We start from the raw sequence: 19,320 nt of genomic DNA on the forward strand, positions 1-19,320 counted from the left end.
TGTGTATGTGGAAAAGTTTTCTTTGTTGTAGTATGATTGAATTATAAAATGTTTGTTGAGATATCAGTAAAGTCTTTAAAAAAGAATTATTAAAGGGATAGTTTTTGGCTATCCCTTATTTTTCTGCGTAAAGCTCAATTATTTTTATTATTACTTCGACTGCTTTTTCCATTGCATATGTCGGTATAAATTCATATTTACCGTGAAAATTATGCCCTCCTGTGAATAAATTAGGTGTTGGAAGCCCCATATAGCTTAATCTTGCTCCATCAGTGCCTCCTCTTATAGGCACTATTTTAGGTTCCACTCCTACTAATTTCATTGCCTCTAATGCTGTATCAATTATGTGTATATGCTTTTCAATTATTTCTCTCATATTGTAATACTGGTCTTTAAGTTCAAGCTCTATTGTGCCTTCACCGTATTTTTTATTTAATGTTTCTACAATGCTTTTTAGGTATTCTTTTTTATCTAAAAAAGTTTGCTTATTAAAATCTCTGATAATATAATACATTTTAGTTTGTTCTACATTGCCTTCAAAATTGTTCAAATGATAAAAACCTTCATATCCTTCAGTATGGGCAGGAGTTTCATGCTCAGGTAACATATTTTGGAGTTCTATTCCAATCAAAATGGAGTTTTTCATCTTGCCTTTTGCTGTTCCAGGATGCACATTTCTGCCATTAATTTTGATTTTAGCACTGGCAGCATTGAAATTTTCGTATTCTATTTCTCCAATTCCACCGCCATCTACAGTATAAGCAAAATCACAATTAAATTTTTTTACATCAAATTTGTCTACACCCCTACCAATTTCTTCATCAGGTGTGAAGGCTACTTTTATATTGCCATGCTTTATTTCAGGATGATTTATTAAATATTCCATAGCTGTTATTATTTCTGCAATTCCTGCTTTATCATCAGCTCCCAAAAGAGTTGTTCCGTCTGTGGTGATTAAAGTTTTTCCTATGTAATTTTTAAGCTCTGGAAATTCAGTAGGAGATAATACTATGTTTTTTTCTTTGTTTAAGATTATATCTTTGCCATCATAATTTTCTATTATCTGAGGCTTTACGTCTTTGCCGCACATGTCAGGACTTGTGTCCATATGAGCTATAAATCCTATTGTAGGGAGTTCTTTGTCAGTATTTGAAGGAAGTAAAGCCGTAACATAACCGTTTTCATCTACATTTACCTCTTTAAGGCCTATTTCTTCAAGCTCATTTGCTAATTCTTTTGCAAATATTACTTGTCCCTCAGTGCTGGGATAAGTTGTTGAGTTTTCATCCGATGTTGTATGATATTTTACATATTTTAAAAATCTCTCCACTACTTTTGACATATTATAACCCTCTTTCATTTAAAATTTTTCCCAATGTAAAACTTCAGATAAAGCTTTTTTATATTTTGGTTGTGGCTCTTCTGCGGGATATCCTAATGATATAATAGAAATCATTCTTAAGTTGTCAGGAATGTTGAGGTATTCGTTTATTTCTTTTTCATAGGTTCTGTTATACCCAGCTACCCAACAGGAACCTATGCCGTAGGCAGTAGCTGCGAGTAATATATTTTCTGTTGCTGCTGAACCATCTTCTAAGTGATGTCTGTTATTTTTATCGCAGTAGACGATGACACAAGCTCCTGCATCTTTAATAAATTTCCCATATGTAGCTTTTTCTGCTATGAATTTAAGTCTTTCTTTGTCTGTTATAACGACGAAATGCCAAGGCTGTGCGTTATTTCCACTGGGAGCAAGCCTTGCGCAGTCTATTATGTCTTCTAATATTTCTTTTGGAATAGGTTTATCTATGTATTTCCTTATACTTCTTCTCTTTTTTAAAGCCTCTAATGCCTCCATAACTTTTGCACCTCCTCTTTATATTATATCCCATAAAGTAAAAATTCCAAAAAGATTGACAAAAATTTATGGGTATGTAAAAATAAAGCTAAGTAAACTTATACATACTTTTGAAAAACTTGAACAACATAGATTTATGGTATAAAATAAGTATGTAAATAAAGAATGGAGGTTTACATATGAGGAAATTGATAAGCTTTGATTATTCAAAAGCGCTGCAATTTGTAAGTGAAAAAGAAATTGAATATATGGAAAAGCATGCAAAATTATCTCTTGATATGGTGCTTAATAAAAATGCTCAAGGGAATGACTTTTTAGGATGGGTAAGTCTTCCCAAAGATTATGATAAATCAGAGTTTGAACGCATTAAAAAAGCAGCAGAGAAGATTCAATCAGATTCTGATGTGCTTGTAGTTATAGGTATAGGTGGGTCTTATTTAGGGGCAAGAGCGGCAATTGAAATGCTTTCTCATTCCTTCTATAATTTATTGCCAAAAGGTAAGAGGAATACGCCGGAGATTTATTTTGCTGGAAACAGCATAAGTTCTACGTATTTAAGTGATTTACTTGAACTTATAGAAAGCAAAGATGTTTCTATAAATGTAATATCTAAATCTGGCACTACCACAGAGCCTGCGATAGCTTTTAGGGTTTTTAGAGATTTCCTTGAGAAAAAATACGGAAAAGAAGGGGCTAAATCAAGAATATACGTTACAACAGATAGAGCGAAAGGAGCTTTAAAAAAATTAGCTGATGAAGAAGGATATGAAACATTTGTGATTCCTGATGATGTTGGAGGAAGATACTCAGTTTTGACAGCAGTAGGCCTTTTGCCAATAGCAGTGGCAGGCATTAGTATAGACGATATGATGCAGGGTGCTTACGATGCTTCAACAGTCTATACCAAAGACAACCTTAATGAAAATATAAGCATGCAGTATGCAATTTTGAGAAATATTTTGTACAGAAAAGGCAAAGCTATAGAAATACTTGTAAATTATGAGCCAAAGCTTCACTATTTCTCTGAATGGTGGAAACAGCTTTTTGGAGAAAGTGAAGGTAAAGACAATAAGGGAATTTATCCTGCTTCAGTAGATTTTACGACAGATTTACACTCAATGGGGCAGTTTATACAAGAGGGAAGCAGAAATATTTTTGAAACAGTTTTAAATGTTGAAAAACCTGTTAAAGATATAGTTATAAATGAAGACAAGGACAATATAGATGGGCTTAACTTTTTAGCAGGAAAAACTATAGATTTTGTCAATAAAAAGGCTTTTGAAGGTACATTATTGGCTCATACAGATGGGAATGTTCCTAACCTTGTAGTAAATATCCCTGAAATATCAGCTTACTATTTTGGCAATCTGGTCTACTTCTTTGAAATGGCTTGTGCTATAAGCGGATATATAAATGGGGTTAATCCATTTGACCAACCAGGAGTAGAGGCTTACAAGAAAAACATGTTTGCACTTTTAGGAAAACCAGGATATGAAAAAGAAAAAGAATTGTTAGAAAAAAGATTGGGAAAATAAATTAAAGGCCGGGCAATTGCGCGGCCTTTTTAAATAGGGGTTGACTTATTTTTTGTGTACATTAAATCGTAGTATTCTTTTAACATTCTATTAGCTGAGAAAGCTTCATAAGTCGTCCTTATACTTTCTCTCATCATATTTTCCCATTTCGCTTTATCGTTGTAGTAGGTTGGAACTACTTTATTTAAAAGGACGTCATAAAGTGCTTCAAGGTCGTGTTTGTCTAATTCTTCTATATTGTCAGACTCAAAACCATCTCCAAATTGCCAGCCATTTACTCCGTCTATACAAGCTTCTGGCCACCATCCATCTAAAATGCTTAAATTTAGTACTCCGTTCATGGCGGCTTTCATGCCGGAGGTACCACTGGCCTCCATTGGTCTTCTTGGATTGTTTAACCACACATCAGCGCCTCGAGTAAGCATTTTTCCTATTGTCATGTCGTAATCTTCTAAGAATACTACGCTTTCAGGATATTTCTTTGTCATCTCTATTAATTTTGTGACAATTTTTTTACCCACATCATCTAGTGGATGACCTTTTCCTGAGAACACCATTTGTATTTTTTTAGACCTTAGATAATTACCTATGACTTCGTCATTTGTAAATATAAGGTCGCTTCTTTTGTAAGGAGCAGCTCTCCTTGAAAAACCTATCAAAAGTTTATCAGCGTCTAATTTGACTCCTGTCCTTTGATATACAAAATCAATTAATTCTTGTTTTAAAATATTATGAGTTTCTAAAAGTCCTTCACCTTTGTTGTAGGCTTCTATTATTCTTTTATCTACCCAAGTGTTTCTATCAATTCCGTTTGTTATTGAAATTATAGGAGCCTTGTTGTCAACATGTTCCCACATTTTGTTTGCAGTTTGACCGTGAAGTTTTGAGACACCGTTTGCAATGCGAGAAAGTCTCAAACCTGCGACTGTCATATTAAAAGGAACGCCACCAATTTGGGCCATTTGCTCAATTGAAAGGCCATTGTTTGCACCCATATACATAAGAAGTTCTAAATCGTGAGATTCGTTTCCTTCCTTAACAGGGGTATGGGTTGTAAATACTACTTCTTCCCTTGTGGCTTTCCATGCTTCTTCAAAACTCATATTTTGATTTTCCATTTTTTCTCTTATAAGCTCAATGGCTGCTAATACTGCATGCCCTTCGTTAAAATGATAAACATCAACATCAATTCCCAAAGCTCTTAAAGCTCTTACTCCGCCAATGCCTAATACTATTTCCTGTGCAACTCTTTCTTCACCAAACCATCCATAAAGTTGACCTGTTATCCATCTGTCCCCATTTTCTGGTATATCTGTGTCAAGCAAATACAGAGGAGCATTGTCAAAGTTGTCTATCAACCATACTTTGCAATACACATTTCTATTTCTTATTTTTACTTTTACCTTTACTCCAGTGTCCTTTAAAAAGTCGTACTTACGTGTGTAATTGCGATAGGCATCATAGGGGTATCCGTCTTCACCGATATGTTGTTCTGTATAACCTTGTTTCCACAGTATGCCTATTCCTACTAAAGGCATACCTAATTCTTTTGCGGCTTTTAGATGGTCTCCTGCTAAGATTCCAAGACCACCAGCATATAGTTTAAAATCTGATTGTAAGCCGTATTCCATGCAGAAATAGGCTACTCTTGGTAATTTTTCGTTATTCATATTAAACCTCCTCATTTTTCAAGTGTTAAGTATATTATAATATTAAAAAATCTATTATGCAAGGGTTTGCACAAAGATTAAAAAAGAAAAAAGTGTTGAATTTGCTCTAATAATTTCTGTCTCAAAGTGCAGGCCATTCAGTAAATGCCATAATATAAATAATTGCCAGTGTTGTAAAAAGAATTTTTAAGTTCATTTGAAAGCATAAAAAATTTTCGTATTGACAGGGGAATTAAACCATAGTATTATATAGCTTAAATAGTTTAACAAGTTAATACTTTAAATCTCTTATCAAGAGTGGTGGAGGGACTGGCCCGATGAAACCCGGCAACCGGCATTTTATATGCGTCTTGGTGCCAATTCCAGCAGCGTTTCGCTGAAAGATGAGAGAGTTTTGGTGTCTCTTCTTTTGGCGAAGAGACTTTTTTATTTTTAAAAATGGAGGCGATGTAGATGTTGAAAAATGAAAATTTGTGTACTAAACTTAAGAAAAGGAAGTTTGTTGTGACAGCAGAAATTTCTACGCCAAAAGGGGTAGATATAACGAAAACTATTGAAGAAGCGAGAAAATTAAAAGGCATTGTAGATGCCTTAAATATAACGGACTGTCCTATGGCGAATATGCGGATGAGTCCTATAGCAGTCGCTCACCTTTTACAAGACCACTTAAACATTGAAGCTATTTTTCATTTGACCTGTAGAGACAGAAATCTGATAGGCCTTCAGTCAGAGCTCTTAGGAGCTTATGCGTTAAGTGTGAGAAACATACTAGCCTTGACAGGAGATGACCCTTCCCGTGGAGATACTCCTCAGGCTAAAGGGGTGTATGATGTGGATTCTGTTGGGCTTTTAAAGATTATCAGTGCTTTTAATAGAGGTTATGATTACAATGGAAATAAATTAGATTCCCCAACAGAATTTTGCGCCGGTACGACTGCAAATCCAAATGATTTAAGGGATGAAGCACTAGAGAAGCTTAAAGTTAAGATAGAGGCAGGGGTAGAATTTATTCAAACACAACCGGTTTATGATGAGGAAATTTTATTTAAGTTTATTGAAAAGATTAAAAATTTCAATGTACCACTTTTGATAGGCATATTACCTCTTAAAAGCTATAAAATGGCAGTCAATTTAAATGAAAAAGTGCCAGGTATAGATATTCCAGAAAAAGTTTTAGAAAGGCTAAAGGATGGAGGAAGAGAAGAGGGAATAAACATAGCTGTAGAGTTTATAAAGCGGATACGCAGTGAAGTTGCAGGAATTCACATTATGCCTTTAGGGAGTACAAATGTTGTGTTAGAAATAATTTCAAGAGTCGATGATTTAGTCTGTGATTTTGCAGAAAATAACGTACAGATGAATTAAATGGAGGTTAAAAATGTTAGACATTTTTAAAGAACTTTCAAATAGAGTGATTGTTTTTGATGGAGCAATGGGGACACAACTTCAAGAGAGGGGTTTAAAAACTGGAGAGTGTCCCGAATATATGAATATAACCCATCCAGAAGTAGTATTTGATATCCACAGGTCCTATATAGAAGCAGGAGCGGATGTGATTGAGACAAATACCTTTGGCGCTAACAGAATAAAATTAGCAAAATATGGACTGGAAAATGAGGTTTTCAATATTGTCACTCAGGCTGTCAAAATTGCCAAAGAAGCTTCCAAAGATAAACCTGTGGCACTTTCTATAGGACCTATTGGAGAACTTTTGACCCCTTATGGAGACATGACTTTTGACGAAGCTTATGATGTTTTTAAAGAAGTAGTTATAGCTGCAGAAAGAGCGGGAGCAGATATTGTTTTAATTGAAACAATGTCAGATATGCTGGAGGCAAAAGCTGCCATTCTTGCTGCTAAAGAGAATTCAAGCATGAAAGTTATATGTACAATGACTTTTCAAGAAGATGGAAGGACTCTCATGGGGTCAGACCCTATAACTGTAGTAGTTAGTTTACAAGGGTTAGGATTGGATGCCATTGGCGTTAACTGCTCGACAGGTCCCGATAAAATGGTAAGTGTAGTGGAAAAAATGTCTCAAGTTTCTCGCATACCTATTATTGCACAACCTAATGCAGGTATGCCTGTCATTCGCGACGGCAAAACAGTTTACGACTTAAAACCAGAAGAATTTGCTAGTTTCTTTCCTTCTCTTGTTGAAAAAGGCGCTTCTATAGTGGGAGGGTGCTGCGGTACTACTCCTCACTATATAAAACTTGTTAAAAAAGCTGTAAAAGATTTAAAGCCAAAAGTCAAAGTCAACAAATTTACAGCTGTAGCTTCCAATACAAAAACAGTTTTCATAGGTGAAAATTATCTTTTAAGGGTTATAGGGGAACGTATAAATCCTACTGGAAAAAAGAAGTTAAGTGAGGCTTTTTTGGCGGGAAATGTGAGTTTAGCAGTAGAGGAAGCTATAAAACAGCAAAAATGCGGAGCGGAAATATTGGATGTAAATGTGGGAGTTCCTGGGGTAAACGAAGAAGAATTACTTCCTAAAGTAGTTTCTGAAATACAAAATGTGGTAGACATTCCTCTTCAAATAGATAGCACTAATATTAAAGCTGTAGAAAAAGCTATAAGAATTTTAAGAGGTAGACCCATAATCAACTCTGTAAGTGCAAAAGAGGAAAGTTTAAAAGAAGTGCTTCCTATTGTCAAAAAATACGGAGCTTGTGTTGTAGGACTTACTGTAGGAGATAAAGGGCTTCCCAAAGATAGACATGAAAGAATTGAAAATGCGAAAAAAATTATAAAAAAAGCGGAAGAGTATGGCATACCTAAAGAGGACATATTGATAGATTGTATTGTGCTGACGGTTTCTTCTGAGCAGGAGGCTGCAATTGAGACTTTAGAAGCGATAAAATTGGCTAAAGAAGAGTTAGGAGCAAATACTGTTGTGGGACTTAGCAATGTTTCCTTTGGTTTACCTGAAAGAAGGTTGATAAACTCTACTTTTTTAGCAATGGCAGCATCTTATGGGCTTACTACTGCTATTATAAATCCCTGCGATGAAGCCATGATGGACACTTTGAGGGCATCAATGGTTTTACTAAATAAAGATAAAGGCAGTGTGAATTATCTGAATATATATGGGAAAAAGCAAAAAGAGGAGATCAAAGAGAAAGAACAACAAAAAATTCAAGAAGAAGATTTAAAATCAAAACTCTATATCCAGATTTTAGAAGGCAAAAAGTCAGGAGTAGAAGATATAGTAAAAAATATTTTAGAGGAGGAAGTTCAGCCTCTTTCTATAGTTGATAACATAATAATTCCTGCCTTAAAAGAAGTGGGAGATAGATATGAAAAAGGCATATATTTCTTGCCACAACTTTTGAGCTCTGCAGAAGTGGTGCAAAGCGCTTTTAAGATAATAAAAGAAAAGCTTCCAAAAGGTTCAGTATCTAAAGGCAAAATAATCCTTGCAACTGTTGAAGGTGATGTTCACGACATAGGAAAAAATATAGTAAAAGTTTTGCTTGAAAACTATGGATATGATGTAATTGACTTAGGAAAAGATGTAAAAGGAGAAGTGATATTAGAGGAAGTAAAGCGAACAGGGGCACCGTTAGTAGGTCTAAGTGCTTTGATGACGACAACTTTGTTTAATATGGAGAAAATTATCAAACTGCTTAAAGCAAATACTGATGTGAAAATAATGGTAGGCGGGGCTGTTTTGACTGAGGAATATGCCTATAAGATTGGAGCAGATTATTACGGAAAAACGGCTCAAGATGCAGTTAAAATTGCTGATAAATTTTTCTTAAAAAATGCTCTTTTATGTAAAACTTGTGGTATTTAAAGGTGGTGTAGAGGTGTCAGTAGAAGCGGTGAAAGAGTTTTTTAAAGAGAAAGGATATGATATTAAAATAAAAATTTTTGAAGATACAAGCACTGTGGAAAAAGCAGCTAAATCTTTAGGGGTAACTCCTGGGGAAATAGCAAAGTCTATGCTTTTTAGATTAAAAGATAAATATATTATGATTATAACAGCAGGGGATAAAAAAATAGACAATAAAAAATTTAAAGATACTTTTAAAACAAAAGCAAAAATGGCATCCCCAGAAGAAGTGTTAGAAGTTACAGGGCATTCTGTTGGTGGCGTTTGTCCTTATGGGCTGAAAAATCCGGTTGAAGTATATTATGATGTGTCTTTAAAAAATTATGAGGTAGTATATCCTGCAGCTGGTGATACAAATGCTGCTGCTACCATAAAAGTCGAAGACATTGATAAAATAGTTAAAGGAGAGTGGGTAGATGTATGTCAATAGACATACATCTACCTTTTTAAAAGAATTTTTTGCTTTCCATATATTCTCTTACTTGTACTAAAGTTTCTCCGAATCTTTGGAAGTGTACAATCTCTCTTTCTCTCAAAAACCTGAGAGTATCTTTTACACAAGGGTCATCTGTGAGATTTATTAAATGTTCATAAGTTGCTCTTGCTTTTTCTTCGGCTGCCATATCTTCGTGTAGATCAGCGATTGCATCTCCTTTAGCCTGGATATAGGCGGCGGTCCATAACATTCCTGTTGTATCTGCATAGAATAGGCCTCTATCATGTTCTGTATAGTATTCCCCTAATCCTTCTCTTTTTAATATTTCTACTGGTACTCCCTTTAAAAGCTTGAAAACAAGAGTTGCTATTATTTCAAGGTGTGCTAATTCTTCTGTAGCAATGTCTGTCAAAACTGCTTTTGCTTTTCCTGTAGGCATGACGAATCGCTGAGTTTGATATCTTAAAGCGGCTGCCAATTCTCCATCAGGGCCTCCATATTGGGCGATGAGGTATTTTGCCATTTTTACATCTGGTTTGCATACTTTAGCAGGATATTGTAGTTTCTTTTCATAAACCCACATAACAAAGTCCTCCTCAATATTCTATTTCCCAAGGCCATGGGTCATCTACCCATTTCCAAGGATATTGACTTTGTGAATGACCAAAAACCATCAAGGGCCCGTAAAATTGTTCATATTGTTGTTTCAACATAGACAATTGGTTGGAATAATAGTTATAGTCTTGAAGGGCTTTTTGGTCATCGGGATGGGTGTCTAAATATAGATTCAAATCTATACAGGTAAACTCTATTTCCATGATTTTCTTAAGCAAAGATATTTGATTGCCATCCATTTTATCACCTCATTTTTTCGCCTACATAAGGCATATCAAGTTCAGGAAAAACAGTGCCTTTTTTAATGGCTTCTTCTGGAGGATAAATAGATACATATTTCTGTAAAGGTACATAAGCTTGTGCAAGCTTTAGAGGAGGAAAAGCATAATCTTGTACATAAGGATTATAGTCGTACATTTTTAAACCTCCCAAATCTATATATTTACTAATATAATATTCTTGCATATATCTTTGTGATACAATAAAAAAACAGCCATTTTGGCTGTTTTAATGAACTCCTAATAGTACAAGCATTATTCCACCTGCTATTGCCGTTCCAAAAACTCCGGCAAGGTTTGGCCCCATGGCGTGCATTATTAAAAAGTTGTAAGGATTTTCTTTTATGGCTACAGAGTGGGACACTCTCGCAGCTATTGGAACAGAAGCTATACCTGCAGAGCCAACAAGAGGATTTATTTTTCCACCAGAAAGTTTATTTAAAAATTTTGCTCCCAGTACACCTCCAGCTGTTCCTGTCATAAAAGCGATAAGCCCTAAGGTGACTATCTCTAATGTCTTAATGGTCAAAAAAGTGTCTGCTTTCATGGTGGAGCCTATGGAGACTCCTAATAATATCGTAATTACGTTCATAAATTCTCCACTGACTGTTTTTGCAAGCCTATCTACAACTCCCGACTCTTTTAAAAGATTTCCCAACATCAACATTGTTATAAGAGGAGCAATTGGAGGAAGTAGTAAATCTATTAAAACAGTTATTACAATAGGAAAGGCGATTTTTTCTGTTTTTGAAACGGGTCTCATCTGTTTCATCATTATTTGCCTTTCCTCTTTTGTAGTAAGTAACCTCATGATAGGAGGTTGTATTAAAGGCATTAACGCCATATAAGAATACGCAGCGACAGATATTTGAGCCATAAGGTGGGGAGCTAATTTTTGAGTTACGTAAATTGCCATTGGTCCATCTGCACCGCCAATAATCCCTATAGCCCCCGCTTCAAATATACTAAAACCTAAAAGTTTCGCGCCTATTAATGCTATAAATATTCCTATATGGGCAAAAGCACCTAAAATCATTAAACTAGGATTTGCAATCATAGGCCCAAAGTCCGTCATGGCACCTACGCCGAGGAAGATAAGGGGAGGATAGATAACCTTTTCAACCCCTAAGTAAAAAAAGTGTATGAGTCCCCCAGGTTCCAATAAATCAGTAGCTGGTATGTTTGCTACAATACTGCCAAAACCTATTGGAAGGAGTAAAAATGGCTCATATTTTTTTACAATAGCTAAGTATATGAGGAATATACCTACCAATATTAAAAACACATTACCCCAAGTTAAATGAACAAGACCGGTAGTTTGTATCATATCATTAAATAGTTTTAACAGAAGCTCCATTTGTGTCACTCCTTATTTTTTGTTAATAAATTTTTCGATTTTACTAAATAACGGAAATATCTTTGATAATATAGCACCAATTACTAACAGAAGCATTGACAACAAAACCATGTCTATGATTGACAAATAAATAGCTCCTAAAACTGTATCTGGTACCATTATTTCACCTCCTGAAAAAATAAAAGAGCCATAGTATTATGACTCTTTCCCTCTGTCTCCCCTTATGTACTTTATAAGTGCATTATTCCAAAACCCAACCTTTCATGATTTGTGAGAGGATGTAAAGCTGATTTTCCAAACATTGAAACTGCAATCCAAGTATTATCTGCTACAACTGCAATTTTCATCATAAGGCTTACGTCTAAGGGCAAAGTCAAGGATAAGGATTTTACAGCTTCAATTGTAGCATGTAAGAGGGCGTGCATAGAAGTTGGATTTTTTTCAATTACATTATTGTTTAAAGCTGCTCCTACCACTGCAGAGACTATTTTTTCATTGAATTCGCTACTTTTACCTCCCAGCTCTGTTACAGCGCATTTGTAACCTTTTTCTAAGAGAAGTTTTTTGATTTCTTCTTCTTCCTCTCTATTTGAGGAAAGAGACAATACTATGGCTCCTTTTGCAACTGTTAGGTTGTTTATAAACACTTTAATTCTTCATCCTTTCTCACTCTTTCACTCTCTCACCCAGTATTAGTATACAACGTTATTAAAATTATGTAAAGGTTATTTTATTTTTTGATGAAAACATTTTAATAAGTAATATTAGAATTATTGAGCAAAATAAGGTATAATCTAGATAGCAAAGGAGGAATGACAGTGAGAAAAAACGATGTTATCACAGTTGACGTAAAAGAGATGGAATTTGGTGGATTTGGGATAGGCTATTTTGAGGGGAAAAAAGTAAAAATAAAAGGAGCACTTTTGGGGCAAAAAATAAAGGCAAAAGTTAAAAAAGTAAAAAAGGATATGGTAGAAGGCGAAATAGTAGAGGTAATAGAGAATTCTACTTTGGAGAAGCAAAGCCTTTGCCCTCACTTTGGAGATTGTGGCGGCTGTACTTATCAAAATGTTAGCTATCAAGATCAACTTAAGATAAAAGAAGATATTTTGAAAAAGCTTTTTGAAAAAGAAGGAATAACAGAGTACGAATTTTTAGGTATTGTAAAAAGTCCTAAAGAGCATGGTTATAGGAATAAAATGGAATACACTTTTGGAAAAGATAAAGAAGGCAATGCGGCGTTAGGACTTCATAGAAAAGGTCGATTTTATGAGGTAATCATGACAGACAAATGTAATATTGTTGAAGATGATTTTCTCAAAGCTTTAAATCTTACTTTTGATTATGCAATAAAAAAAGGACTTCCTTTTTATGACAAAAAGACTCATGAAGGTTTTTTGAGACATTTGGTTGTGAGAAAGGCATCAAAATCAGGAGAGATTTTGTTAAACATTGTGACGACAACACAGTTGCAACATGACTTTACAGAGCTTATTGAAAGATATAAAAATGCGAATTTTGAAAGTCGGCTTGTAGGTGTACTACATACTCAAAACGATTCCTGGTCAGATGCTGTAGTATGCGAAAGATTGGAAGTGTTATATGGAAGAGATTATCTCATAGAAGAGATTTTGGATTTAAAATTTAAAATAAGTGCATTTTCTTTTTTTCAAACTAATTCATACGGAGCAGAAAAACTTTATGAGACAGTGAGGGAATTTGCAGGAGATGTATCTGACAAAATAGTTTTTGATTTGTACTCTGGTACAGGAACCATAGGCATAATTATGGCTCCAATGGCTAAAAAGGTAATTGGGATAGAACTAGTAGAAGAAGCAGTTATGTCAGCAAGAAAAAATGCTGAGCTAAACGGCCTTGAAAATTGCACTTTTATTGCTGGCGATGTATCTCAAAAGTTAAAGGAGATAAAAGAAAAACCTGATGTAGTAATTGTAGACCCCCCAAGGTCTGGAATCAATCCAAAAGCGCTTGAAGACATTGTGAAATTTAACGCTGAAAAAATAGTGTATGTTTCGTGTAATCCTGAATCTCTTGTAAGGGATTTAAAAACCCTCAGTGAAGATGTATATAAAGTGAAAAAAGTAAAATGTGTAGACATGTTTCCTCATACCTATCATGTTGAGACGGTAGTTTTAATAGAGAGAAAGTAAGAATGAGGAGGTGAGCCGTTTGGCCAATCAGAATTTAAAAAGGATTATTTTAGAGGTTGTAAATAACCAGATTAGAGACAATAATCCACCAATTACCAAAGTGACACTGGAAAGACTAAAAAAATCAGGATACACAGAACAACAGGCAAAAGAAAAAATCGCCGCAATATTAATAGAAGAAATATACGATGTGCTAAAAAATGGTGAAGCCTACAATGAAGAACGATATGCTAAGAAACTGTCGACTTTGAAATAGATGTCATAGTAAAAAAATTGACACTCATGCTATTATATTTGACATCATGGAAAGAAGAAATTATGGAGCTAAAATATCGTAGAATTCAAAAAGCTTTAAAATAGGTATTGGAATGGAGTATAGTCCCTATAATCTTATGAATTTTGAATCTGAATTTGCTTTGCTTCCGCATCTTATACATTCAAAGAAAACCATAGAACATATTAAGAAATTGTTTCTTGAAAAAAATTCAGTAATTGGTGATGGTTATGGTCATAAAGTATATCGTTGTCCAAAGTGCGATGAGTTTTATGGAAGATTTTTCATACATTTAGATTATGATGGTGACTGTTTTGAAGTTGTCATTTCTCAAATTAATTTAGCTTAAAACCGATAAAATTTCTCAGATTAAATAATCTTGTGATAAAATTAATGCTAAAGGAATATGAAAAAAATTTATCATATTCCTTTAGCATTAATTTTAATTGGAGAGGTTACTTATGCAAATAGTTTTCCATGTTGATAACATTGAAGAGTATTTACATAAAGGTAAAGATTACAATTTCCCTGACCCACCAGATAGATGTCCTTATCCCGATTGCAAGTGTAGAGTAAAACTAAAAAAGCACGGGTTTTATTACCGTTACTATTTGGATGAACTTAACTGTATAAAAATAACCATAAGAAGATATATATGCCCTGTGTGTAAAAGGATTCTATCCTACCTTCCTGATTTCTGTATTCCTCATTTTCAGTATTCTTTCAATATGATTGTAAAGTCTTTAAAAGAAACACTCCTCAGAGAAAGAACTGTCAGTTCTTTCATAAATGGCTTAAAAAGAAACTTCCCCACCATACTATTTTCAAGACAGCATATATATTTTTACACCAAAAGGATAATGAATAATTTAAGTTTTATCATATACGGATTAAGGCAAATAAACCCTTACATAAAGTTATCTGAGACTGACTCACAAAGAGAGAGGGCCAGAGAGATTTTGGACATAATAAGCATTGTACCACTCTTCTCCCAACGGTTTTATGCCTATTGCCAAAAATCATTTCTGGCCTCTCTCACATAATTTTAGCATTAAACCCGAAAGATTTAAATAAAAATTTTGATTATCACCGGATAAAGTATCCCTTTCGACATTCTATAGGTTTTTGAAAAACATTCCTGTAAAATCTTTAGATAAAGAAAAAGAGGGTAAAACAAAGAGGTTTTCCCATGAATACATCAATGAACTGTGGCAAACTGATGTCATGTATGGGCCATATATTAAAGAAGGTAAAACAAAGAGACAAACGTATCTTATTGCATATATAGATGATGCTTCAAGGCTGTGTACCTATGCTCACTTTTACTATACCCAGAATTTTTTAGCTTTAAGAGACTCATTTAAAGAAGCAGTGCTAAGAAGGGGGATACCCAAAATGCTCTACACTGACAATGGAAAGATATATAGAAGCACTCAATTGGAGTATATCTGTGCTTCACTAGGTACATCTCTTATTCACGCTGAGCCCTTTTCACCTCATTCAAAAGGGAAAATAGAAAGATTCTTTCATACGGTGAGAATGAGATTTTTAAGCACAATAGATCCTACATCCATAAAGAGTATAGATGAACTCAATATGATGTTTTTTAAATGGCTGGAGGAGGATTACAACCGAAAAGAACACAGCAGTATTGGCATGAGTCCTTTAGATTTTTTCATGTCTCAAATATCAAGGGTAAATATGTGTAAAGACATAGATATGTTGAATGAATATTTTCTTATAAGAGTAAATCGTAAAGTAAACAAAGATGCTACACTTAAAGTGGAAAATATCCTTTATGAAACAGAAGAAAAGTTTAAAGGTATGCATTTAGAAGTCAGATATGACCCGCAGTGGCTTAAGGATGATACACCCCTTCTACTTTTTCATGAAGGCAAAAAAGTAGGGGAAGCGTATAAGGTAAATTTTCATGAGAATGCTAAAATTCCTGTAGAATATATCGAAGACAGAAAAGTTGTAAGCGAAAAAGAAGATACTGTGGATTTTGCTGCAAAACCTAATTCCACAGTAATATCCTTTAATGATATCATTGATTAAAAAAGAGGTGTTTACAATGTTTACCCAATATTTTGGAATGAAATTTAATCCATTTTCTAAAGAGATAAGTGTAAACGACCTTTACATAAGTGAAGACATTGCTGAATTAAATGCCAGGCTAAAATATTTGCAAGAAACAAGGGGTATAGGACTTATCGTTGGGGAGGCCGGTTCAGGCAAATCTACCGCATTAAGAAGATATGCTGAAAGCCTCAACCGTTCTACATTTAAACCATGTTACTTTGCTCTGTCTACACTCACGGTGAGAGAATTTTATCAAGCATTAGCTATGATTTTAGGCGAAACACCCTCATACAAAAAAGTAACGCTCTTTCACCAGATACAAAGAGCGATAACAGAACTTTACTATAGCCAGAAGATAACTCCTGTCATAATATTAGATGAAATACAACTGGTTTCTAATGATGTTCTCGAAGATTTGAGAATAATATTTAACTTTAATATGGATTCTCAAAACCCGTATATATTGATACTTTCAGGACAACCACACATAAGAAACAAACTAGCCTTGAATGTAAACAGTGCACTAAGGCAAAGAATTTCTATAAAGTATGTGATGCAAGGGCTAAAAAAAGAAGAAATTCAAGATTATATAAAAACAAGAATGAAAATAGCCGGAGTGGTGGATGATATATTTACACCATCAGCATATGAAGCAATATATTCTCTAACAAAAGGGCTGCCAAGGATAATAAATAACCTGGTAACAACTTCTCTTCTCTATGCGTATTCTAAAAGGCTAAGAGAGATAGATGAAGAAGTAATATACCAGGCACAAAATGAAATCAGTTTATGAGAGTAGTAGCTTTCGCTACTCTCATTTTATTATACATCAATTAATTCAAATTGCCAATAACAGATATTAACATATTTTGGCGGTAATGCTCTTAAAAAGTGAAAAAATTTTTTAATCAGTCTGTAATAATTTGAGAAAAAATACTTTTATGCACTTAAAAAATGCCATTATAATTTGAAAATCTTTGGAGATTTAATTTGAGAATTGACATGAAGTGAAGTATAGATGTCCTAAATGTAAAGTTGTATTACACCCAATCGATTGTGATGTTGTAGGAGAACAAAAAGCAATTAATCTTGAGAATTATCCTTGTCCTAAATGTGGTAAATATAGTCGTAAAAGGAGTTTTTAGAATTGAGCTTCGGTGAAAAAAAGAAATGGGTGTATGCCGATGTTGAAACGGCTTTATATGTCTATATACGAACATAATAAGACAAAGGCATTTATTGAACTTTAAAATACAGTGAGGGTGATTTTATGGATTTTAGGTTTATCACTGCAGATGAAAGAGAAGCGTTATATAATGAAGTATGGGCGGAACCTGTAACTACTGTTGCTAAAAGGTATGGTATATCCGATAACGGGCTACGGAAGCATTGCAAAAGGCTTGGGATTCCGTTGCCGCCAAGTGGTTATTGGGCAAGAGTTAAAGCCGGACAAAAGGTTCCAAGGCCTGCTTTGCCAAAAGTAACCGGAGAACTTAAAAAGCATGTCCACAATTATGTTATTAAGTACAGGACAGATCTTGAACAGTTAACGGACGCTGAGTTGATGGCTGATGAAGAGCTTAGCTTACTAAGAGAAGAAACAAAAACGTTTATTAGTGAAACATGCTCACAAATACAGGTAAAAGGCCACCTTAGAAACCCACACCATTTAATTACTGAGCACAAGGAAGAAGTAATTTATAGGAAAAAGAGGGACAAGGCATTAAAACAGGCCAGCTTCAGTTCAAGCTATTATGCAAGTGTAAAAAGTAAATATCGAGAGAATAAAGCTATTCTCCCAATAAGTGTTTCAGAATCTAATATAAACAGGGCATATAGAATATTGGATACAATTATGAGCACGCTTGAGGATATGGAGGGTTATACTCAGGTTAGTATAGATTCAGGCAAGGATACAGCTTATTTTGTTGTTATGCATTCAGCGTTTTATTTTGAATTGAAAGAAGAAACAAGAAGAAAACGAGGTTCACAAAACAATGTTGAAGTCCAGACTTATTTGGTGTTGTCAATATCTGCAAAAAGCTGGTTTGGGAATAGCATCCAATATAAGATGGAATACAAAGATAATGACAATGAGCCTTTGGAAGCTCAAGTAGGAAAAATAATTTATGATATGTTTGTTGTTGCAAATAAACTTCGAGCTGCAGATGAACTGAAAGAAAGAGAAGAAAAGAGAGAATGGGAAGAGCGTGAAAGACAGCGGCGTTTGGAACAAATGAGGAAAGGAGAATTGGAAGAGGTAAAGCTATTGGAGCAGGTTGCTTCTGATTGGGATAAGGCAGAGAAAATAAGAAGATTTACTGACTGCATGGAAAGAAAAATAGCTGAGGTTGCCGACGAAGGAAAAAGGGAAAAGCTTTTAAAATGGTTGAAATGGGCGCGTGATAAGGCTGATTGGCTTGATCCTCTGACCGAAAAAGAAGATGAACTTTTGGGTAAAAGCAAACATATATTTGACCTCATAGAAGATGAGTACAGGGGTGTTCTTTTTTCATAATCTTTAATGACTTTATCAGTATTTAAACTAAATCTAACTTCTGTATGCTAGATGAGGAAGAAGTATTAAAAGAAACTGAAGTATTTAAGCATTTATTTATGGCTCTTCAAGATTTTATTGAAAAGGACATTAAAGTAGATTTTGAAGCAGGAGAAACCTTAGTTCATAGGTATGGTAAACAACAAAATACATGGATTACTCATGCTGCTCCTCTTGTTATTCCAGAAAGGAAATACTTAATTCCTGTATTAAAAGATGAATTGCTTTTATCGAGGATTGCCAAGCAAAAAAATACGGGGACTGACATAGAGATGGATATAGCTTATGTAAATAGTACAATAAGAGATGAACGGTATGAACGGCCTATTGCTATTAGAAGTTGTATTTTAGCTGATTCCCGAACAGAAATGGTAATAGATCAATATTTACTTGCTCCTGAAGATGATGAGGTCCAATATGTTTTAGATATGGTAATCAATTATATTTTAAATATAGGAAAGCCCAGAAGGATTTTTGTAAGAGATGAATATTTGCTTTATCTATTGACGGATTTATGTGAACGTGGAAAAATAGATTTACAGGTTAAAGAAAGGTTAAAAGCTATTGATAGATTTGTAGAAAGCTTTTCTGAATTTCAATTTTAATAAGAAAGCAGATAGTTTTGGGAGAATGAATTGCTATCTGC

General features: G+C 34.4%; 20 protein-coding genes, 1 pseudogene and 1 riboswitch. Of the genes and pseudogenes, 12 read left to right on the plus strand and 9 right to left on the minus strand.

The genetic code is table 11. The annotated features are described in order from the left end of the window. Positions 1-115: 115 nt before the first annotated feature. Both pepT and I4N53_RS05305 read right to left on the minus strand, forming a co-directional pair. A complete protein-coding gene (gene pepT, locus I4N53_RS05300; protein WP_214495777.1) occupies positions 116-1,342 on the minus strand; it encodes a peptidase T in 1,227 nt (408 codons plus the stop codon). Positions 1,343-1,360: 18 nt separating this feature from the next. After that, positions 1,361-1,858 carry a nitroreductase family protein gene (locus I4N53_RS05305; RefSeq protein ID WP_004401536.1) on the minus strand — a complete coding sequence of 166 codons (498 nt, stop codon included), beginning with the start codon at positions 1,856-1,858 and terminating at the stop codon, positions 1,361-1,363. A gap of 179 nt (positions 1,859-2,037) precedes the next feature. Here I4N53_RS05305 and I4N53_RS05310 point away from each other — a divergent pair, with 179 nt between their 5' ends. After that, a complete protein-coding gene (locus I4N53_RS05310) occupies positions 2,038-3,393 on the plus strand; it encodes a glucose-6-phosphate isomerase (protein ID WP_214495778.1) in 1,356 nt (451 codons plus the stop codon). A 29-nt stretch (positions 3,394-3,422) separates the two neighbouring features. On the opposite strand, the gene glgP is transcribed toward I4N53_RS05310, so the two are convergent. After that, complete coding sequence (gene glgP, locus I4N53_RS05315) at positions 3,423-5,063, minus strand: alpha-glucan family phosphorylase (protein ID WP_214495779.1); 1,641 nt, start codon at positions 5,061-5,063, stop codon at positions 3,423-3,425. Between the two features lie 285 nt (positions 5,064-5,348). Continuing rightward, positions 5,349-5,453: riboswitch (SAM riboswitch) on the plus strand. Between the two features lie 63 nt (positions 5,454-5,516). Here glgP and I4N53_RS05320 point away from each other — a divergent pair. Genes I4N53_RS05320 through I4N53_RS05330 form a run of 3 tightly spaced genes read left to right on the plus strand, consistent with a single transcriptional unit; the run spans position 5,517 to position 9,334 of the window. Then, a complete protein-coding gene (locus tag I4N53_RS05320; RefSeq protein ID WP_214495780.1) occupies positions 5,517-6,428 on the plus strand; it encodes a methylenetetrahydrofolate reductase in 912 nt (303 codons plus the stop codon). Between the two features lie 13 nt (positions 6,429-6,441). Next, on the plus strand, positions 6,442-8,865 hold the full coding sequence (locus I4N53_RS05325) for a homocysteine S-methyltransferase family protein (protein WP_214495781.1): 2,424 nt from the start codon (positions 6,442-6,444) through the stop codon (positions 8,863-8,865). After that, a complete protein-coding gene (locus I4N53_RS05330) occupies positions 8,834-9,334 on the plus strand; it encodes a YbaK/EbsC family protein (protein WP_214495782.1) in 501 nt (166 codons plus the stop codon). Before I4N53_RS05325 ends, I4N53_RS05330 begins: the two co-directional genes overlap by 32 nt. Before the next feature lie 16 nt (positions 9,335-9,350). On the opposite strand, the gene I4N53_RS05335 is transcribed toward I4N53_RS05330, so the two are convergent. The 6 genes from I4N53_RS05335 to I4N53_RS05360 all read right to left on the minus strand — a co-directional run bounded on the left by I4N53_RS05335 (position 9,351) and on the right by I4N53_RS05360 (position 12,237). Next, positions 9,351-9,923, minus strand: a complete 573-nt coding sequence (locus tag I4N53_RS05335; RefSeq protein WP_003868341.1) for a manganese catalase family protein — start codon at positions 9,921-9,923, stop codon at positions 9,351-9,353. 13 nt (positions 9,924-9,936) lie between these two features. Then, positions 9,937-10,194 carry a spore coat protein CotJB gene (locus I4N53_RS05340; RefSeq protein ID WP_003868342.1) on the minus strand — a complete coding sequence of 86 codons (258 nt, stop codon included), beginning with the start codon at positions 10,192-10,194 and terminating at the stop codon, positions 9,937-9,939. 4 nt (positions 10,195-10,198) lie between these two features. After that, positions 10,199-10,372 carry a spore coat associated protein CotJA gene (locus I4N53_RS05345; RefSeq protein WP_014063139.1) on the minus strand — a complete coding sequence of 58 codons (174 nt, stop codon included), beginning with the start codon at positions 10,370-10,372 and terminating at the stop codon, positions 10,199-10,201. Between the two features lie 90 nt (positions 10,373-10,462). Continuing rightward, positions 10,463-11,590 (minus strand): sodium ion-translocating decarboxylase subunit beta, encoded by a 1,128-nt coding sequence (locus I4N53_RS05350; protein ID WP_004400039.1) that lies wholly within the window; start codon positions 11,588-11,590, stop codon positions 10,463-10,465. 12 nt (positions 11,591-11,602) lie between these two features. After that, the gene (locus I4N53_RS05355) at positions 11,603-11,749 is read right to left on the minus strand and encodes a hypothetical protein (protein WP_004400040.1); all 147 of its coding nucleotides are present in this window, start codon (positions 11,747-11,749) and stop codon (positions 11,603-11,605) included. Between the two features lie 71 nt (positions 11,750-11,820). After that, on the minus strand, positions 11,821-12,237 hold the full coding sequence (locus I4N53_RS05360; RefSeq protein ID WP_003870937.1) for a HutP family protein: 417 nt from the start codon (positions 12,235-12,237) through the stop codon (positions 11,821-11,823). A 165-nt stretch (positions 12,238-12,402) separates the two neighbouring features. On the opposite strand from I4N53_RS05360, the gene rlmD reads away from it, so the two are divergent. The 8 genes and pseudogenes from rlmD (at position 12,403) to I4N53_RS05395 (ending at position 19,279) form a co-directional block, all read left to right on the plus strand. Beyond that, positions 12,403-13,761: a 23S rRNA (uracil(1939)-C(5))-methyltransferase RlmD gene (rlmD, locus tag I4N53_RS05365; RefSeq protein ID WP_218623520.1), complete on the plus strand. Its 1,359-nt coding sequence runs from the start codon at positions 12,403-12,405 to the stop codon at positions 13,759-13,761. A gap of 19 nt (positions 13,762-13,780) precedes the next feature. Beyond that, entirely contained in the window at positions 13,781-14,017 is a 237-nt protein-coding gene (locus I4N53_RS05370; protein ID WP_006569955.1) for a hypothetical protein, read from the plus strand. A 112-nt stretch (positions 14,018-14,129) separates the two neighbouring features. After that, on the plus strand, positions 14,130-14,384 hold the full coding sequence (locus I4N53_RS05375; RefSeq protein ID WP_255549730.1) for a hypothetical protein: 255 nt from the start codon (positions 14,130-14,132) through the stop codon (positions 14,382-14,384). Between the two features lie 112 nt (positions 14,385-14,496). Next, positions 14,497-15,078: a DUF6431 domain-containing protein gene (locus tag I4N53_RS12355; RefSeq protein ID WP_019907841.1), complete on the plus strand. Its 582-nt coding sequence runs from the start codon at positions 14,497-14,499 to the stop codon at positions 15,076-15,078. A gap of 40 nt (positions 15,079-15,118) precedes the next feature. Beyond that, positions 15,119-16,093 (plus strand): annotated as a pseudogene (locus I4N53_RS05380) (DDE-type integrase/transposase/recombinase); the annotation flags it as partial. A gap of 16 nt (positions 16,094-16,109) precedes the next feature. After that, on the plus strand, positions 16,110-16,910 hold the full coding sequence (locus tag I4N53_RS05385; RefSeq protein WP_074592985.1) for an ExeA family protein: 801 nt from the start codon (positions 16,110-16,112) through the stop codon (positions 16,908-16,910). A 477-nt stretch (positions 16,911-17,387) separates the two neighbouring features. Next, positions 17,388-18,635 carry a hypothetical protein gene (locus tag I4N53_RS05390; protein WP_003870941.1) on the plus strand — a complete coding sequence of 416 codons (1,248 nt, stop codon included), beginning with the start codon at positions 17,388-17,390 and terminating at the stop codon, positions 18,633-18,635. Positions 18,636-18,679: 44 nt separating this feature from the next. After that, positions 18,680-19,279, plus strand: coding sequence for a hypothetical protein (locus I4N53_RS05395; RefSeq protein ID WP_214495784.1), 600 nt, complete (start codon positions 18,680-18,682; stop codon positions 19,277-19,279). The last annotated feature ends 41 nt before the right edge of the window (positions 19,280-19,320 follow it).

The sequence above is a fragment of the Thermoanaerobacter sp. CM-CNRG TB177 genome, assembly GCF_018588165.1.
In the GTDB taxonomy this organism is placed as follows: domain Bacteria; phylum Bacillota; class Thermoanaerobacteria; order Thermoanaerobacterales; family Thermoanaerobacteraceae; genus Thermoanaerobacter; species Thermoanaerobacter thermocopriae.

Excerpts from the sequence above, each read along its gene's own strand:
- pepT (WP_214495777.1), bottom strand. The coding sequence starts at position 1,342 with ATGTCAAAAGTAGTGGAGAGATTTTTAAAATATGTAAAATATCATACA.
- I4N53_RS05305 (WP_004401536.1), bottom strand. The coding sequence starts at position 1,858 with ATGGAGGCATTAGAGGCTTTAAAAAAGAGAAGAAGTATAAGGAAATAC.
- I4N53_RS05310 (WP_214495778.1), top strand. The coding sequence starts at position 2,038 with ATGAGGAAATTGATAAGCTTTGATTATTCAAAAGCGCTGCAATTTGTA.
- glgP (WP_214495779.1), bottom strand. The coding sequence starts at position 5,063 with ATGAATAACGAAAAATTACCAAGAGTAGCCTATTTCTGCATGGAATAC.
- I4N53_RS05320 (WP_214495780.1), top strand. The coding sequence starts at position 5,517 with ATGTTGAAAAATGAAAATTTGTGTACTAAACTTAAGAAAAGGAAGTTT.
- I4N53_RS05325 (WP_214495781.1), top strand. The coding sequence starts at position 6,442 with ATGTTAGACATTTTTAAAGAACTTTCAAATAGAGTGATTGTTTTTGAT.
- I4N53_RS05330 (WP_214495782.1), top strand. The coding sequence starts at position 8,834 with ATGCTCTTTTATGTAAAACTTGTGGTATTTAAAGGTGGTGTAGAGGTG.
- I4N53_RS05335 (WP_003868341.1), bottom strand. The coding sequence starts at position 9,923 with ATGTGGGTTTATGAAAAGAAACTACAATATCCTGCTAAAGTATGCAAA.
- I4N53_RS05340 (WP_003868342.1), bottom strand. The coding sequence starts at position 10,194 with ATGGATGGCAATCAAATATCTTTGCTTAAGAAAATCATGGAAATAGAG.
- I4N53_RS05345 (WP_014063139.1), bottom strand. The coding sequence starts at position 10,372 with ATGTACGACTATAATCCTTATGTACAAGATTATGCTTTTCCTCCTCTA.
- I4N53_RS05350 (WP_004400039.1), bottom strand. The coding sequence starts at position 11,590 with ATGGAGCTTCTGTTAAAACTATTTAATGATATGATACAAACTACCGGT.
- I4N53_RS05355 (WP_004400040.1), bottom strand. The coding sequence starts at position 11,749 with ATGGTACCAGATACAGTTTTAGGAGCTATTTATTTGTCAATCATAGAC.
- rlmD (WP_218623520.1), top strand. The coding sequence starts at position 12,403 with ATGACAGTGAGAAAAAACGATGTTATCACAGTTGACGTAAAAGAGATG.
- I4N53_RS05375 (WP_255549730.1), top strand. The coding sequence starts at position 14,130 with ATGGAGTATAGTCCCTATAATCTTATGAATTTTGAATCTGAATTTGCT.
- I4N53_RS12355 (WP_019907841.1), top strand. The coding sequence starts at position 14,497 with ATGCAAATAGTTTTCCATGTTGATAACATTGAAGAGTATTTACATAAA.
- I4N53_RS05385 (WP_074592985.1), top strand. The coding sequence starts at position 16,110 with ATGTTTACCCAATATTTTGGAATGAAATTTAATCCATTTTCTAAAGAG.
- I4N53_RS05390 (WP_003870941.1), top strand. The coding sequence starts at position 17,388 with ATGGATTTTAGGTTTATCACTGCAGATGAAAGAGAAGCGTTATATAAT.
- I4N53_RS05395 (WP_214495784.1), top strand. The coding sequence starts at position 18,680 with ATGCTAGATGAGGAAGAAGTATTAAAAGAAACTGAAGTATTTAAGCAT.